The sequence below is a fragment of the Candidatus Binatia bacterium genome, assembly GCA_035631035.1.
Lineage (GTDB): Bacteria > Eisenbacteria > RBG-16-71-46 > SZUA-252 > SZUA-252 > DASQJL01.
The window spans coordinates 68,431-86,012 of record DASQJL010000011.1; the positions used below are offsets into that span (position 1 = coordinate 68,431).

A 17,582-nucleotide genomic window follows, 5' to 3' on the forward strand; every position below is an offset into this window, starting at 1 on the left:
GCCATGAGCGCGAACGACCAGGACAAGGACATCGTCGAACGTCTCATCGCGGAGACCAATCTCTCGGCTCGCATGGATGCCCTGATCGGGGAGATCTGCGACAAGCTTCGGGAGTACGGCGTCGCTTCGCCCCACAAGGTGTTCAACGACCTCGTCGATCCGTTCCGCGAATACTTCATGCTGGAGTATGAAGAAGAGCGCGGCCTGACCGGCTCCGACGAGGAGGAAGAAGAAGAGGACGAGGAAGAAGAGGACCGGAGCTACTAGGGATCGCCGACTCCCCGCGGCGGTTCCGCTCCGGTTCGTTCCTGCCCCTTCCCGTTCGGTTCCCCAGCCAGTCGGCGCAGGAACGCCAGATTCCTCCGGTCCATCACCACGCCGTCCTTTCCCTTGGGCGTCTCGAGAACCTTCGGCGTCCCGTGAAAGCGCGGGTCGCGCAGGATCCGCGCGAACGGCTCGGGGCCCAGCCGCCCGCGTCCCAGGTGCTCGTGCCGGTCCACCCGGCTTCCCCGCTCGTTCTTCGAATCGTTGACGTGGAAGAGGCGCAGCGATTCCAACCCCAGCACCGCGTCGAACTCCGCGAACGTGGCCGCGCAGCCGCGCTCGGTGACCAGGTCGTAGCCCGCGGCATGCACGTGGCAGGTGTCGAAGCAGACCAGGACGAGATCGGGGCGCGACACGGCGCTCCGGATCCGGGCCAGCTCCTCGAACCGCCGGCCGAGCGTCGTGCCCTGGCCCGCCACCGTCTCGAGGAGCGTCGCGACCGACGGCGCGGGCGCGAGTTCGCGGGCGGCGTCCAGCGACTCGGCGATGCGGGCGCACCCCGCGGCCTCCCCGCTTCCCATGTGGGCCCCCGGATGGGTGACCAGCCACCGCACGCCGAGCGCCTCGGCGCGCCGAAGCTCGTCGGCGTAGGCCAGGACCGACTTCCGCCGCAGCTCCGGGTCGGGCGAGGCCAGGTTGATGAGATAGGAGCCGTGCGCCGCGACCGGCGCCAGCCCGCTCGCCTGCCAGGCGTCCCGGAAGGCGAGCGCGTGCTGGTCCTCCAGCGGGTCGGCCCGCCAGCGGCTCGCGTTTTTGGTGAAGATTTGCATCGCCCGAATCCGTAGCTTGAGCGCGCGCTCGATTCCCAGGAGCAGCCCGCCGGCCACGCTCATGTGCGCTCCGATCAGGAGATCGCCATGGCCGGGAATGGGATGCGGTTTTCGGGAGGAGGCGGGAGTCCGTTTATTCACTGTAGAAATGGTCGGATTGGGCCGATGTTCGAGGGACGGGGAGAATGCCGGGATCGGGACGAAGCGACAAGCGTAGGAACCCCGGAGCGCGAACGCAAGTTCGCGCGGCGGCCCCGGCGCGCCGGGCCACGCCGGGGAAGGCCGCGGGGAGGGTGATGCCGGCCCGTCCGCCGGCGCGCTTCTGCATCCGCTGCGGCACGCGGATGCGGCGGATGCGCGAGCACGGGGTGATGCGTCCGACCTGTCCGGCGTGCGGCTTCATCGCCTACCGGAATCCGGCGCCCGCGTGCGGGGTGCTCCTGCAGCGCGGCGGGCAGGTCCTGCTCGCGCGGCGCGGGCACGAGCCGCGCAAGGACGCCTGGGGGATTCCGGCCGGCTTCATGGAGTACGGCGAGCATCCGGAGACGACGGCGGTCCGCGAGGCGCTGGAGGAGACGGGGCTGCGGATCCGCCTCACCGGTCTCTTCGGGGTCTACGCCGGACGGGACGATCCGAGGACGCGCGCGGTGCTGATCCTCTACCACGGGAAGATCGTGGGAGGGCGGCTCGAGGCGGGCGACGACGCGAGCGAGCTGGGCTGGTTCGCGCTGGACCGTCTCCCGCGGCCGATGGCGTTCCGCGCGCACCGCGAGGCGCTGCGCGACCTCCGCCGCGACAACCAGAGGAAAGCGAAAGCATGAGCGTACGGGTTCTCCATCTGGCCGACCTGCACCTTGGGGCCGCCTTCCCCTCGCTGGGGGAGCGTGCCGAGGAGCGCACGCGCGACGTGCTCTCGGCGTTCCAGCGCGCCGTGGAGTTCGCCGCCTCCGCCGAGAAGCCGGTGGACCTGGTCGTCATCGCCGGAGACCTCTTCGACACCCACGATCCCGCCGACGGCCTCGTCTTCGAGGTCGAGTCCGCCCTGGAGCGGTTGACGCGGGCGGGGCTCCCGGTGCTGATCGCGCCCGGCACCCACGACGCGTGCGGCTACCGCCGCTCGGTCTACCGCCGCATGCGCCTCCCCGAGGGGGCGCACCTGTTCCTCTCCCCGACGTTCGAGCCGGGTCCGCGGCATTCGGTGCGGGGCGAGTCGGTGCAGACCTACGGCATCGCGTTCGACGGGGCCGTCTGCGCCCGACCGCTCTCCGAATTCCGTCCCGAAGAGCTCGCCGACTTCCATCTCGGCGTCGCGCACGGGGCCCTGCAAGATTCGCCCACCTGGAAGATCCGCCCCCAGGACATGCCGATCACGCGCACCGAGATCGGCGCCTGCGGCCTCCACTACCTGGCGCTCGGGCATTTCCACAATTTCGCCGAGGTGCGCGAGGGGGGCTGCGTCGCCGTCTACCCGGGCACCCTGGAGGGGCGCAAGTTCGGCGAGAACGGTCCCCGCTACCTGATCGTGGCCACCCTCGGCCGGGAGGCGGTCTCGATCGAGCGCACGCCCTGGAACGCGCGCACCGTGACCGAGGCGGTCGTGGACTTCCAGATCGCCGAGATCCGGGAGGCGCGCCAGCTGGAGGAGCGGGTGGCGGCGTTCGCCGGGGACCGCGAGATCGTGCGCGTCCGGCTCACCGGCCCTGCGGAGTTCGTCTTCGACGCCGAGCGCCTCCTGGCGCGGCTCAAGCCCCGGTTCTTCCACCTCGAGCTGGACGACCGGACCTATCTCGTCAACGCCCGCCTTCTCGAGCGCTATCGCGAGGAGGCCACCGTGCGCGGCGTGTTCGTGCGGCGGATGCTCGAGCGGATCGAGCAGGCCGGCACCGCCGAGGCCAAGGAGACCGCCACGCTGGCGCTCCGGGTCGGTCTCGCCGAGTTCCAGAACCCCCGCCATGCGCCTTGAACGGGTGACGGTGGAGGGCTTCGGCCCCCTCTCGAACTACGACGCGGTCCTCGAGCCGAAGCGGCTGAATCTCATCATCGGCCCCAACGAGTCGGGCAAGTCCACGTTCGCGGGCGCGATCGTCGCGACCCTGTTCGGCGTTTCCACGCTGGAGACGGAGGAGCTCGCGCGCCCCTGGAGCGGCGGCACGCACGCCGCGACGATCGTCTTCGCCGCGGGCACCGGCCGCTACCGGCTGCGCCGGAACTTCCAGACGCAGGAGGTCTGCGTGGAGCAGCTCGACGCCGAGGGCGACGAGTCGAAGAGCGTCCTCTTCCAGGGCGTCGCCAACCCGCGCGGGAAGAGCCCCGAGCTCCAGCAGTACGAGGAGCTGCTCCGCGGCTGGCTGGGCTTCACCGAGGCCCGCCTCTTCCGCGAGTCCTCCTTCGTCTACGAGAGCGCCCTGGAGACGCGCGTCTCCCCCGAGCTCCGCCACCTGGTGTCGGGCGCCGTGGAGGCGGACTACCAGCAGATCCAGGAGGCGCTGCTGGAGCGCCTGGACTTCCTGACCCGCGAGCATCCGTACGATCCGCGCCAGCGCAAGCGCAACAACCGCTCGATCGAGACCCGCGAGGACCGCCTGGAGCAGCTCCGCGGGCGCCGGTCCCGGTCGGAGAACGTGCTCACCGAGCTCAAGTCGCGGACCAAGGAGCGCGAAGGGCTGGAGTCCCGGATCACCGAGCTCCGGGGCGAGCTGGCGGGCAAGGAACAGCTCCTCGCCGACCTCGAGACCTGGGTGACGCTCCGCGAGGAGCAGCGGAAGCTGATGAAGCGCGTCCCGGCGGTGGGGCAGGAGCTGGTCGTGGCGCGCCGGGCCCGGGGGCAGGCCGAGGAGATCGACCGGAGGATCTCGGAGTCGCTCGCGTACCTGGCGAACGCTCCGGACGAGGTGGAGCCCGACCTCCTCCGGCTGGGGATGCTCCGCTCGCAGCGGTCGCGGCACCAGAAGAGCGCCGAGACCGAGCGGGCGAAGCTGGAGGGCAAGAAGCAGGGCTCGCCGGCGCTCGCGATCGTGCTGGCGGTGGTGGGAGCGGCCGCGGCCGGAGGCGGCGTCTACGCCGGGCTCCGGAATCCGCTCTACGCGGGCGCCGCCGGAGCGGTGGGTGCGCTCGCGGGGTTTGCCGTCGGGCGGATGTTCGGCCAGAGCGCGGTCAAGACGCGCGCCGTGTCCGAGGCCCAGCTGAAGATGGCCGAGGAGAACATCCGAACGCTGAGCCAGGAGATCGATCAGATCGAGATCCGCGTGAATCCCTACATCTCGGGGCGGACGCTCGAAGTGGTGCTGGCCGACGTGAAGCGGTTCCGCGCCGCGAACCAGGAGCGGCGCGAGCACGCCGCCGTCATGCAGTCCCTGCCCGCGCCGGAACGTCTCGAGGCCGAGGCGAAGGAGCTGGACGAGGCGGTGGCGGCCCTGCGCACCAAGGAGAAGGCGATCCTGCGCCAGTCGCCGTTCCTGGCGCCGCTCAAGGAAGACCCGGTTCGCGCGGCCGAAGCCGCGGAGCGGCTGAAGCGCGAGACCGCCGGGCTCCGGTCCAAGATCGAGATCTCGCAGGAGGGGCTGGACAGCCTGTTGCGCAAGGCGGGCGGCGGCGAGGGGGATGCGGAGAACCTCGAGACGCTGGACGAGATGATCGCCGACGACGAGGCGGACCTGACGCGCGAGCGGCGGCAGCGCGACGCGCTCCTCCTGGCGCTCGACGTCCTCCGCGATTCGGTGATCGCCTATCAGCAGCAGCACGTGGGACGCCTGGGCGAGGTGGCGGGCGCCACGCTCGCCCGCCTCACGGCCGGGCGCTATCGCGCCGTGACCCTCGATTCCGACTTCACGCCGATGCTCGCCACCGACGGCAAGGAGCGCGTGCCGCTGGAGGCGCTGAGCCGGGGAGCGCGGGACGCCTTCTACTTCGCGCTCCGCGCCGCCCTCGCCAAGGAGCTGGCCGCTCGCGAGCCCGTGCCGCTCCTCCTGGACGACCCGATCGCGCACCTCGACGAGGAGCGCCGCGGGACGATGCTCGCCATGCTCGAGGAGCTGGCGCGCGAGATCCAGGTGGTGCTCCTGACCCATGACCGCCGCGTCCTGAACCAGGTCCGCGAGGCCCACGTGCTCGCCATGGGCGCCGTAGCAGCCCCGGCATCCTCCCGGAAGGTCGAAGCCCGGAAATAGGGCTCAAGGTTGGCTGGATTCAGCCGAAGCACACTCCGTATGGCCCGACCGACCCCGCCCCCTCCGACTCCGGATCAGAAAGCGGCCCGGATCCGCGACCAGGTGCTCGCGCTCGACGTGAAGCGCGTGGCCGACTGGATCCAGACGCTCATCCGCACGGTCAAGGCCATGCGCATGTACCTGCCGAACAATCCCACGCTGCACAAATTCCAGGGGGACCTGGAGGGGCGCACCTGGTCGGTGCTGAAGGAGATCGGGGACATCACGCTCACCGTGCAGCAGTTCGACTTCCTCTTCGAGAACTACTCCGTCTACCACAACGCCGCGCGCGAGGACTCGCTCGCCTTCCGCTTCTACGCCGACGGCGTGCGCGAGATCACGATCAAGGAGGGACTGGAGCCGCCGGAGCTTCGCGGCCTGCTCGACGTGCTCAAGCGCTCGACCGACGGCCCCTCCGGCCAGGATGACGTCGTGACGCTCCTCTGGGAGCGCGACTTCCGCCACGTCGAATACGTCTACATCCCGCTCGACGAGCTGATCGGCGATGCGTCGTCCGCGCCCAAGGGCCGCGAGGAGGAGGAGGCGGCGGGCGGCGAGCCGGGAGGCGGCCTTCCCTGGCCCGGCAGCGTCGCCGCGGAGGAGGAGCCCGAGGCGGCCGCGCCGCCCAGCTCCGATCCGGTGGGGCAGGCGATCGCGCCCGAGCGCTCGGACGACTGGGCCTCCGAGACGTCGGTGGACTCGGCCTGGGACGAGGCCGCCAGCGTGCAGTTCCGCATGACCGACGAGGAGCTCGCCACGCTCGAGGCCGGGATCCGGGAAGAGGAGTCGCGTCCCCTCGGATCCGAAGTGCTCGAGATCGTGGCGGCCATTCTCGAATCGGAGGAGGAGCCGGCCGGCTTTCTGGAATCGGCGGTGGCCTTCCAGCGCTTCATCGAGCTCGCGATCGAGGAGGCCGACATCGGGCGGGCCAACGCGCTGCTCGCCCGCCTCAAGACGATCGCCGCGAAGAAGGCCGAGCGTCACGCGGATTTCGCCGGCATCGCCGAGCAGGTGATCCGCGAGATCGGACGCCCCAGCTTCCTCGCGCAGGCCGCGCCCACACTGAACGCGCACCCCGAGATCGATCCGGCCGTGCTCACGAACTTCCTGATCCAGCTGGGCTCCGGCGCGGCTCCGGCCGTGTGCGACCTGCTCGGCCAGGTGAACCACGTGAAGCACCGGCGCGCGCTCTGCGAGGCGCTCGCCACGTCGTGCCGGGACGACGTCGAGATCCTGATCGGGCGCCTCGGCGACTCGCGCTGGTACGTCATCCGAAACGTCGTCTACGTGCTGGGTCGCATCGCGCATCAAGGGGTGGAGCGCGCGCTCGATCGGGCCCTGCACCATGAGGACGTCCGCGTGCGCAAGGAAGCCGTGCGGGCGCTGGGGAAGATCGAGAGCCCGACGAGCCGCGCCTATCTCATCTCCGCCTTCCGCGACGCCGACGCCGGCGTGCGGGTGCAGGCGGCCGCGACGCTGGCGGGCAAGCGCGACGAGCGCGCCGCCCAGAGCATCCTGCAGGTGATCGCCGCGCCCGAGTTCCCCCGGCGCGACCTGGGCGAGCGGCAGGCCTTCTTCGAGGCGCTGGGCCGTTCGGGCTCCGACGCTCTGGTGCCGCAGCTTTCGGCCACCCTCACCAAGGGGACCCTCTTCCGGGCCGGGAACGACGAGGACCGCTACCATGCCGCGCTCGCCCTCGCCTGGCTCGGCACGCCGGCCGCGCTGGCGGTGCTGAACCGCGAGCTTTCGGGCAAGCGCGAGCCGGTCCGGAAAGCGGTGGAGGCGGCGCTCACCGTGGTCCGAAACGCCGGGATGAACACGGTCGGGACGGCCAGGTCCGAGGAGGAGGGCGAATGAGCGGGATCACCAAGACCCCTCCTCCCGGCGCGCAGCGGCGCGGAGGGGACGAGGCGGCGCGCGTCGCGGTGCAGGGACGCGGTCTCGCGATCCACCTCTGCGTGCTGCTCAAGACCGCGCGCGTCCACGACGTCGGGAACGTGGCCTTCCAGGGCCCCCTCACCAACTTCATGGATACGGTCGAGCAGATGTGGACCGCCGAAGGGGATTTCAAGCTCCAGTCGATCGGCGACTTTCTCTATCTGAACCAGCACCGGCTCCGGGTCGACGCCTCTTCCTATCCGAGCTACCAGTACCTGATCGACGAGTTCAAGACGCGGGGCATATCGGGGTTCGTCTTCACCGGGAAGCTCACCCCTCCCGAGGTGAAGAAGTTCGTCCGGCTCTTCCTGGACGTGGACGTGAAGGCGGCCGATCCCTTCGACGAGTTCGCCGAGGCGCTCTCCAAGCTCTCGGTCGAGCGGCTGGTGCCGCTCCGCGCCGTGGTCCCGAACGCGGGGCAGATCGACAGCGCCGAGGCGCGCGACAGCCGGAAAGCGGCCAAGCGCACCTTCTACCGAGCCATCGAGTCGGCCCGCACCGTCATGCTGAGCGCGCGGGACAAGCGCCCCATCGACCTCCGGAAGGCGAAGCGCGCGGTGCAGGGGATCGTGGACCTGATCCTGGAGGAGGAGTTCTCGCTCTTCGGCCTCACGGCGATCAAGAACCACGACGAGTACACCTTTCAGCACTGCGTCAACGTCTCGATCCTCTCGATCGCGCTGGGACAGCGGCTCGGATTGTCGAAGAAGCTGCTGGGCGAGCTGGGGGTCGCGGCCATCCTCCACGACCTGGGCAAGGCGACGATCCCCCCCTGGGTGCTCAACAAGCCCGGCAAGCTCACGGCCGAGGAGTGGAAGCTGATGACCGATCACCCCGTCCAGGGGGTGAAGATGATCGCGAAGATGAGAGGGCTGAACGACCTGGCGCTGCGCGCCATGATCGTGGCGTTCGAGCACCATCTGAACTACGACCTGAGCGGATACCCGCAGATCGGGCACGAGGCGAAGCAGACCCTGTTCGGGCGCATCGTCTCGATCGCCGACTGCTTCGACGCCATGACCGCGCACCGCGCCTACCGGCGCACGCCCTTCACGCCCTACGAGGCGCTCCAGCAGATCGTCACGAAGAACCGCGACAAGTTCGACCCGCTGCTCCTCAAGGCCTTCATCAACACGGTCGGCATGTACCCCGCCGGCACCGTGGTGCTGCTCGACACGAACGAGATCGCGGTCGTGACCGCGCACAACGCCCACGACATCTTCCGCCCCAAGGTGCGGGTCGTGGCCGACAAGGAGCGGAAGCGGCTGGAGGAGGGTCCCGTCGTGGACCTGAGCGTCCGGAGCGAAGAGACCGGCGCCTTCGCGGTCGGCATCGTCTCCGCGCTGAACCCCGAGGAATACGGCGTCAACGTCGCCGACGCCCTGGCGTAAGCGGTTTCCTCGCTTCTGCTCCCCACGTCCTAGTATGTTCAGAGTGCGGCTCCCGACGCCAAGCCTCGGGCGTTAGCCCCACAGCCCCGTTGCATCCTCCCTCGAACGATCCGGCACGTCACAACACCCTGTTGCTAAGCCGAGAGAACGTCAAGATTCGTCCTCGGACGGAAAGACGAATGTGGACCCCGCGTATACCCCCGCTGGCTTGCTCGATGTCCTTTGCTGGAAAGACGAGTGTGGACCCCGTCGTACACCACAGGGGCTCAAAGAAAGACGAGGTTCATCCCTGCGAGAGGGCAGTCCTCCTCGCTCCGCCGGCGGTACGGTGATCGTGAGCGGCCCGGCGCTCCAACCCCTTGTGTGTCCTACCTACCGCCAAGGCAGCCCCTAGGAAGGGCTCGTCTAGTAAGCCCAGAGACGTTGCTGAGGACGACATGGAGACGCAAGATGCAATTGCTACCTTCTTCTACCCCGAGCCATTTCCGTTGACTGCCGCGGCCGAGCGAAGCAGCGTCGATTCAGGTCACTCCGCGATGGAGGGCGCTCGACGAAAGGAAGCTGAAGACCCCGGCGAGACTGCGGTGCCAGCGCCCCGGGCGCTTCCATTCGCGGTCGAGGTGTGCCTCATGGCGGCAATCCCCCTAATTAGTAGAGCGGTGACCAGCGCCGATGGTTCGGCGCTGTCGTACAAATTTGCTCGGAAGATGTAACACGATGGTCGCTTCAAGGGTGAGGAGGGCCGAATGGTCGAGGATGGCTTCAGCCTTGTGATACGCAAGATGCTTGTGTCCGTGTTGCTCCTTCTACTCTTGGCGGGGCCAGCCTCCGCTCAGTACATGTTCCTCGATGTCGACGGAAACGGGACCTCCGGAGCTGAAGACACCCTGTCATCGTCGGGTGCAACCCAGGTCAGCATTTGGCTGGTCACGAATCAGAACCGAGAAGGCTACGAGGCGTCCTGTCCTGGAGGCGGCCAGCTGACGGTCAACTCCTACGAAGTGATCCTTCGGGCTGTCGACGGCCAAGTCAACTGGGGCACATTCCAGAACAATCAGACTTCCATGTCCACGGAGTTCGGCACACAGGTCGGGAACTCAGATTTCCACACTGGCTACGCCGGTGCAACGGCGTTGCCGCCTGGAAAGTTCAAGCTCGGAACTCTTACCGTCAGCGTTGCGGATGGTTCGCCCTCATTGCAGATCGTGCCCACGACACCACTGGCAGGTGTATACGGCACGAGCTTCGGATCTGCCTGCACCGGCCAGGACAATGACAACACCTTGAAGCTCGGAACCGACTGGTATGACGTTGATGGCGCGGGTGCTCCCAGTGCGCCTCCATCTGGCGAGGCATCTCTATTGGCTTCTGGCGGCGGTTGGATCGTCCTCGGCGGGAATGTAATCGACGGCCCCTATCATCTGCGGATGACTGGGGGACGAGTGACTATCAACGGCTTCTCCCTCCCGCCTCCCCCATCTGCAGGTCCACCGCAACTGAGCCGCGATGGCGAGCAAATCGCTGCGCTAGTCCAAAGAGTAACGAGCTTGAGGGATTCCTTGTCGCAGGCAGGGGCGGCAACGTCGTACATCGAGCAGCAGCTTCGTCAGCTGAGTACCGCCAGTCCTCTTGTTCAGGGGGTGTCTTTGTCGGGCGGAGTCGCCCAGATTCACTTCCGGAGCGGCTTCACTTTCGGGCTACCACTCAGCAAGACCTATCAAAGGGACGAGGGGTCGGGGCCGAGCAGGCATGAGCGGGAGGTCTCGACGCTTCGAGACCTACAGAAGCTAGTCGAGATGGGCTGCATCGTATTCATCATCGACTCGAACACTCAGCACGTGGTCTCCGCCGTCAACGCCAAGTCGGCACTGGCCGCTGCATCCGACATCCGCGCAGGAAGGACCCCGAGCGGTACCAAAGCCTACGCGTTACCTCGTCGCGTCAAATCGCAGCTTGAGCGCCCCGCGCGTCTCGTACGTCAATGATGAGGGTAAGCACAATGCGCAAAGGAGTGTTGAGCGGTGTTGTTCTAGGGGCGCTTCTCACTACGATGATCCCGAGCCGAGCGCTCGCGTTGTTTGGTACGCCCGATTCCGCACGCGGATTTGCATTCTCCTTGCTCGAGTGGGACACGACCCTCGTCAACGTCCTCTCGAACGCTCAGATCGCGATGGCCTCACAGGGCTACAACCCAACTCTTTACCGTCAAACTCAACTCAACCAGAACGACTCGCTGTCGTTCTCCTTCATCGAAGAGATCAGCACGCCCTTCGGAGCGGGGGCGTTCTTCACTCATGGAACGGAGGCGGATTCACTCACGGCGGGTACCGGTGGGGAACCAGCAATCCAGTTCTTCGACAACTTTCCATTGGCGTATTCGAAGTGGCAAGAGCTTGTCAGTAGCGGCGTGGTGTCATACGCAGAGACCAAGGTCGACGAAGTGGATCATCGCGGCGCAACGTATTACGCCATCATCCTCCTTAGTCCGGGCATCAACCGTCTCGCACAACCGAGAAATGCAGTTCTCAACGCGAGCGCCTCGTACGGTGGGGGGCAGTACGCGAATTGGTCCGCGAACGGCACGATCACGATGGCCTCCTATTTCCCCGCCGGACCGCTCTCGACCGCTCCGACCGATGCGGCCGTATTCTGGGCGCGTATGCGCGGGCTGAACGGGCGGTTCAACCGAACGTTTGCCAACGCGCGAGCCGCTACGGGACTCTCCTCATTTCCATCATTGGCGGGCTCAAGTCTTGTCCTGGCGCCATGGGTGGATGAGGTGTTCCCAACCGACGGGGATTCCGTGACGGGGCCGCAGGTTGCTTACATCTCCTTTGACACCGGGATGGATACAACTGGAACGACCGACTCCCTCATCACGGTGCATGATGCCGTCGAGTTCTGGGGTGGGGCGTTGCCGAAGTGGACCGCTCCGTTTTCCCTCGACTACAAGCTATTCCCGGACTACACGGGGCTCGGCTGGATACAAATAGACGGAGCGCGGATTCGATCCGAGGGTGGCATACCGATGAACACCGATGAGACGAATCTCATCGCTGGAGATACCCTCTTGTACTTCTACCCTTGCAGGAATCCAGACCGGCCAGCCGTGGCGTTTCATACCCGAACGGCGACCACAGTAGCCGGAGGGAATCGGATTCGTTTCACAACCGACTGGGAGCACAACACGAGCTCGTTCACGGTTGAACGCGTAGGCGGTTCGGCACTCCCAACGCTTCCGTCGTCAGGCACAGGAGGACCAGGCGTCTACGAGGTTCTGGATCCCCTCGGCGTGGCTGGAGACCGGTATAGGCTTACGGAGCATCAGACCGGAGGTCGCCCAGATCTCCGCTACGACGTATTCGAGGCTCGCCCCCAACCCATGGTCTTCTCGGGCGAGCCCATAACGTATGATCAGGATTCGCTTGCCATAGAGATGGAATTGATGGACAGCGACAGCTGCGAGATCGCACCGAGGTCTATTCCAGGCAGGTATGTAATCATCGCACCCGACGATCTCTGTGCCGCTCTGTGTCCGTACGATTCCCTTATGTCGTGGCTGGGTGTGAGCACGGACATCATCCCGATCTCTCAGACCTTCATTCTGGGCGGCATCCGCGGCTACCTCCAGTATGCCGCACACTTCAACACGATGTACGCCCTGCTTGTCGGCGACGCGAACGATGGCCAGTGGTGGGACGATCCCAGCAAGTGGATCAATGGGTGGAAGTATCCTCGCGTTGGTGCTACAGGACCGCACGTACCTTCGCAGCCAGAATTGAACATGATCCCGACGTTTTATACGGCCGATGCCGACTCTCCCGGTGTGGCCATGTCCTTCTACACCCCGTACTACGCCTCTGACCTACCCTACGCCGATGTCGACAACGATGGCTTGCCGGATCTCAGAGTCGGGCGGCTACCTGTACACTCAGCACAGGAGATCTACGCCTACACCGCCAAGCTCAAAGGGTTCTTGCAGGCATCGGCGCCGCCTGGGGCCCCCAAAACTGCATTTCTAACCTATGCACAGGACAATGGGACCCTGCTCGGGATGTCAGTTGAGGAAGACGCCGACGAGGTGGAGGCCGTCTTTCCGGGGGCGAGCAATGTCGGTCGACTCACGGATACGGAGACCACGTCCTGGACTTATCAGCACCGTGAGAGTCAAGCTGACAGCGTTGCAAACGCGGGACCGGACCGGATCCTGTGGCTTGCCTCAGGGGCACAACGGGATATCTACGCGAACTACTGGCGCCTTGACCAGGGATGGAGCATGGCCCACCTCAGTTCGCCGACCACGCCAGGTAGATTCTTCGTTTCTCTTGGGCTCTCCTGCGGGATGGGGAACTTCGATCAAACAGAGGACTACACGAGTTGCGATTCGACCGGGCCCGATCCAGCGCACTGCACCGGCCCGATCCGCCCCATCCCCGAGCGTCTACTGTTTGAGCCAGCCAAAGGTGCGATCGCGGTAATCGGCCCGACGCGGGGCACCTTCCAGCCCGCCAATGTGATCCTTGCAAAGGAACTCATCAAGCATATGTACTCGTCTGGCTACGACTTAGGCACGGCATTCATGCTCGCGCAGCGAAACGCCATCGTGCACCACCCCGAGTACAAGAACGTATTTCGCTCGTACGTCCTCCTGGGTGATCCAGTGATAGGAGGTCCGACGATCACGGGAATAGCTGAGGCTTCTGCCCCGGGCTTGCGAACGGGACTCTCGGCGCCGAGACCCAATCCATTCAACCCCAGCACCATGTTTGAAGTGACCTTGGCATCGAAGGGTGCCGTACACTTCAGGATTTTCGATGCACAGGGAAGGCTCGTACGAACGCTTCTTCGCGGAGAGGTGGTGGGGCCGGGGCGAATCCAGGTGCGATGGGACGGGAGGAATCAGGCCGGCAACACAGTCGGTAGTGGAGTCTTCTTCGCAAGGATGGAGACCGAAGGGTCAACATTCGGACGAAAGCTGGTGATGTTGAAGTAGAGCCACGATCATCTACTTCAAGATCAGGAATCTCCCGGTGGTGGTACCATCGGGAGATTCTAGTTTGTAATACTTGACTCCTGTAGGCAGTTGCCTCGGGAGGCCGGCCCGAAGTGGAACGTCGTGAAACCCAGACGGGAGATTCGGATCATCGAGTGGTGTACCTATTAGTCGGCCATGCACATCGTAGACGGTGAGGCGGGTCCGTCCTGTGCGGGCCGTGTGAAATGAGAGGACAGGTGCGATGCTTGGGTTTGCGGTGATGGCTGCATCTCTGAAGTCGCGCTGTGGGATTACGTCAATGTCCAGGCCGCCGGAGAGCGCCACGCCCGTTGTCAGCCGGCCCTCGACCATCACTGACACCCATTGTCGACCGTCAGGGAGATCCGCGAAGAGCTGCCGAAGATCGTCCTTCCCAAAGCACACCGCCTGATCGAGAACGCCGTTGTTGTCGGCGTCGAGGGGTGCCGAATTGTACTCGAGTGCCCGGATCCCACTCCCAGCCGGCCGAGAAAGCCGTAAAGTGCTCCAATCCAAATCTGCAATATTGAACCCGCCGTCAACTGGTTCGATCCGGATACAGTAACGAGATGCTCCGCTTCCTAGGCGTAGTGGTACGGCGTTCGAGAAGGCCCGGGCGCTCAGCGCCATGGCCACAACATCTACTCCGACCAGCGCTGTGTCGGAAAGGGCGACCTGGCCGGGTCCCGCCGACGACACCGTGACTAGCCTGATAGCATAGCGTCCCGCTTGGCCCGGTTGGGGTGTCCAGACGAAGCGTGCGGACGGCGGAGCCAAGTTGACGGAGAGGGCTGAGCCAGTCGGTAGGTCTTCTCCCCGAAGGTCGATGATAGGATCCCCGTCTGGTTCCGTGACGGATACGTCAAAGGCGACCTCCTGACCTTCTACTCCCTGAACTTCCTCTGGGGCAAGGACCGTCGGCGCTCGATCCACGTTGGATACGATGAGTGCAGTTCCAGCCATTCCACTGCCCTCGTTCTCCGCGAAGAAGTTAACGAAGAAGTAGCCTGCTTGATCGAACCCGGGTGCCCAGCGGAATTCGGCGCTGCCGTTTGTTGGACTCGTCTCGAACATCGCGCCACTCGGCAGCCCCTCGGCACGCAATGCCGCGATCGCATCCCCATCGGGATCAGAGACCGTCACGAGAAATGACAGGGAGTCACCCTCTGCGCCTTGAACCGTGTTTGGCGCAAGCACGACGGGGTCGCGATCATTGTCCATTACTGTGATCACGAGGAGGCCGGAGCCCGAGAGCTCTACCCCATCCTGACCGGTAGATCGGGCCGTGAAATCGATGACGTACTGCCCAGCCTGATCGTAGGCGGGGCGCCATACAAGCACTCCGGATGTCCTGGTTGCGTCCACCTGGAACTCCGCACCGGCAGGAAGATCCATCGCATCGAAGCTGGTGATCGGATCGCCGTTGGGGTCGGCAGCATGCATTGTCACACGCATGGTCACCGCCTCCAGGCCAAACTCCCCTCCAGGGCTAGAGATCAACGGACCACGTTGGGCGGATTCAATTGCGATGAAAGTTGTATCGCTCGCCTGTGCACTGTTCGTAGCGGTGAAGCCGACGATGTAGGAACCTACTTGGCCCGCTCCCGCGTTCCACACGAACTCACCATGCGATTGATCGGGTGAAGGTGTAAAGGAGGCCCCGTTGGGCAGCGGGCCCGCCGATAGGGTGCCGATTGGCTCTCCGTCAAGATCCGCGGCCGAAACAGAGAATCGGATCGTATCGCCCACAAAGGCGCGGATCACGGCTGGGGAGGACACGATCGGAGCACTCATTCCCAGAACCGCCGAGCGAAGGTCGGGTCTCGGGCCGATTGGCTCTTGGTGGGCTGGCTTCGACCCGTCTTGCTGGGCAGCGCCGGTTGCGATGAGTAGTGACCTCACCACGGCAGGGGGCGCAGTGACTCCGCGTTGCTTGGCGATCCCCTCGATCGAGGCGACCGCTGATGCGACGAGGGGTGCCGCGCTTGAGGTTCCCCCGAAGAAGCCAGTGTAGGATCGGTTCGGTCCCTCAGCAGCATAGAGGTCACCTACTCCAGTCGTCACAACTCGATGTCCCCAGGACTGAAGATCGAGGCGGGATCCGAAGTTGGAGTAGGTCGACCGGGATCGGTCAGGCCCCAGCTCTGGAGCGATTGGAGGTACACCCGCCCCAACCATGATGGCTCCCGAATTGTTCTCAGGGAGGAAGGGGGCATGGCCGAAATTGCCGGCCGCGTAGACAGGATCGTCAAGATCTTGGTTGCCGTTCCCGGCGGGCTCAATGACATGGATGCCATTTCCGACAGCCGCCAGGATCGCGTTGTAGATGGCCGCCTGCCACTCGACGGGTACATATCCGAGCTGGGTTCCGTCGCCTCGGTAGTATGGGCCGATGGTCTGAGCTTCGATGAGGATCACGTCGCCAGCTTCTAGCTGAGTCGCGGCCCAGAGGATCTGCTGGAACAGGGCGTATCCCGAATCGAGGTAGACAGGCGCTACAAAGCAGCGAGCCCCGTAGGATGCCCCGGTTGTGCCCCAACCATTGGGGAGACTGAACATGGTTCCGAGCACCTCGGTTCCGTGGTCATCCTTTGGAATCGTTCCAAGGGAATCGGCCGGAGGAACGAGTATCGTGGACGCCGGAAGGTCTTCGTGATCGAGGTTCCATCCACCCTCGATGTCACAAATGGAGACCCCTGCCCCAGTGCCCCCGAGGATCGACCATGCAAATTGGGCGTCTTGTCCACCGGGCGCCGGCGATAGATATCCCTGTAGCGTCGCGAAGTCAGGCACAGAAGGGGCGGGCGCAGGAAGGGGAGCGGCAAGAGCGAGCTCGACCTCCGGGAGTCCGTTCAACGCATCGATAACCGCCTCGGCCGGTGCTCCCGCTGGCAGCTCGACGATGTAGTAGTTTGAGAGGTTGGCAATCTGCTTTCCGAGTGCTTGCTCTGCACGAAAACTCAGTGTTCTGAGCATTCCTCGATCGATAGTTGATGCACGTCTCCAGCGCCCTCCGAACCCCCGGATCCTGCTCAGCACATCCACAACCCGGGGCGATCCCAGCGAGTGGATGGATTGCCAGGCCGAACTCCCTGGATCAGGGCTCTCCAGGTCTAGCCCGTCCTCAAACTTCACCTCGACTCGGCGTCGATCGAATCCGGGAGGAATGCTGGCTCGAGCCGGCTTGATACAGCGCTTGCGTGGTCTCAAGGACGCGGCTTCTGCCTTCGACGGCGAGGCCACCGTCGCTAGGACACCGAGCAGGAGAGTCGCGCAGAAGAGTGCCGCCAAGGTGCGTGAACTAATGGTCATCCTCACATCCCGAGCGTAGCCGGACCGAGCATCGCCAAGCGCCTCCACGGGCACAGGGTGCCGACCTTATGGATATCGGCTCCCTTGCCAGATTAGGGGCCCGCCTGACGGTTGGAAAGAACTTCAAGCTATTGCGCAACATCCATATGGCCTCCTGCCGCAAGTGTCTCTGGGAGATGGCTGGTATCGTGTCGCTCGTCACACGATGAGGAAAGGCAATATGAGGGCGATGCGGTTCGGCATAACGCGCGCTGCGAGTCGTCCCACAGGTCCCTCATGAGTAGTCGACAGGACAGAACTTGCGACTTGGGGATCGCTCCTGCCGCAAGTCCTCTGCCTGGAGAGACAGAGGATTTCCCGAGACGGGATATGGATCCAGGCCGAAGGGGGATCACCGTGTCAAGACCGCCTGGACCGTGAATCCTCGAGTTCGAAAAGGGTTACGTTCGGAGAGCCAGACGCAACCCATCGCGAAACTTCGCGGCTCCTGCGGCGCCGCGATTTGCGTCTACCGGTGCATTGGAGGCGCAAACTCTAGATTAACTTCCTGAGTGCTTCCGCATCGCCGCTGGGGAGAGGGCATCCCGGCTGTAGTGGCATTACCACCCAAACCCCACGGCAGATAGAC

At 65.1% G+C, this 17,582-nt stretch carries 10 protein-coding genes; 8 read left to right on the forward strand and 2 right to left on the reverse strand.

Going from position 1 to position 17,582, the window contains the following annotated elements:
• Positions 1–3: 3 nt before the first annotated feature.
• On the forward strand, positions 4–267 hold the full coding sequence (locus tag VE326_01120) for a hypothetical protein (protein ID HYJ31796.1): 264 nt from the start codon (positions 4–6) through the stop codon (positions 265–267).
• Here the strand turns inward: VE326_01120 and VE326_01125 are convergent.
• Positions 264–1,235, reverse strand: a complete 972-nt coding sequence (locus VE326_01125; GenBank protein ID HYJ31797.1) for a deoxyribonuclease IV — start codon at positions 1,233–1,235, stop codon at positions 264–266. The genes VE326_01120 and VE326_01125 overlap by 4 nt on opposite strands.
• A 155-nt stretch (positions 1,236–1,390) precedes the next feature.
• Here VE326_01125 and VE326_01130 point away from each other — a divergent pair, with 155 nt between their 5' ends.
• The 7 genes from VE326_01130 to VE326_01160 all read left to right on the forward strand — a co-directional run bounded on the left by VE326_01130 (position 1,391) and on the right by VE326_01160 (position 13,621).
• A complete protein-coding gene (locus tag VE326_01130; GenBank protein ID HYJ31798.1) occupies positions 1,391–1,915 on the forward strand; it encodes an NUDIX hydrolase in 525 nt (174 codons plus the stop codon).
• Positions 1,912–3,057, forward strand: a complete 1,146-nt coding sequence (locus VE326_01135; protein HYJ31799.1) for a metallophosphoesterase — start codon at positions 1,912–1,914, stop codon at positions 3,055–3,057. The genes VE326_01130 and VE326_01135 overlap by 4 nt, the downstream gene beginning before the upstream one ends.
• Positions 3,047–5,260 (forward strand): AAA family ATPase, encoded by a 2,214-nt coding sequence (locus VE326_01140; GenBank protein ID HYJ31800.1) that lies wholly within the window; start codon positions 3,047–3,049, stop codon positions 5,258–5,260. The genes VE326_01135 and VE326_01140 overlap by 11 nt, the downstream gene beginning before the upstream one ends.
• Positions 5,261–5,299: 39 nt before the next feature.
• Positions 5,300–7,156, forward strand: coding sequence for a HEAT repeat domain-containing protein (locus tag VE326_01145; GenBank protein HYJ31801.1), 1,857 nt, complete (start codon positions 5,300–5,302; stop codon positions 7,154–7,156).
• The gene (locus tag VE326_01150; GenBank protein ID HYJ31802.1) at positions 7,153–8,628 is read left to right on the forward strand and encodes an HD-GYP domain-containing protein; all 1,476 of its coding nucleotides are present in this window, start codon (positions 7,153–7,155) and stop codon (positions 8,626–8,628) included. Before VE326_01145 ends, VE326_01150 begins: the two co-directional genes overlap by 4 nt.
• A gap of 746 nt (positions 8,629–9,374) precedes the next feature.
• Complete coding sequence (locus VE326_01155) at positions 9,375–10,613, forward strand: hypothetical protein (GenBank protein ID HYJ31803.1); 1,239 nt, start codon at positions 9,375–9,377, stop codon at positions 10,611–10,613.
• 14 nt (positions 10,614–10,627) lie between these two features.
• The gene (locus VE326_01160; GenBank protein ID HYJ31804.1) at positions 10,628–13,621 is read left to right on the forward strand and encodes a C25 family cysteine peptidase; all 2,994 of its coding nucleotides are present in this window, start codon (positions 10,628–10,630) and stop codon (positions 13,619–13,621) included.
• Between the two features lie 12 nt (positions 13,622–13,633).
• Here the strand turns inward: VE326_01160 and VE326_01165 are convergent, their stop codons facing one another.
• Complete coding sequence (locus VE326_01165; protein HYJ31805.1) at positions 13,634–16,777, reverse strand: putative Ig domain-containing protein; 3,144 nt, start codon at positions 16,775–16,777, stop codon at positions 13,634–13,636.
• Between the last annotated feature and the right edge of the window lie 805 nt (positions 16,778–17,582).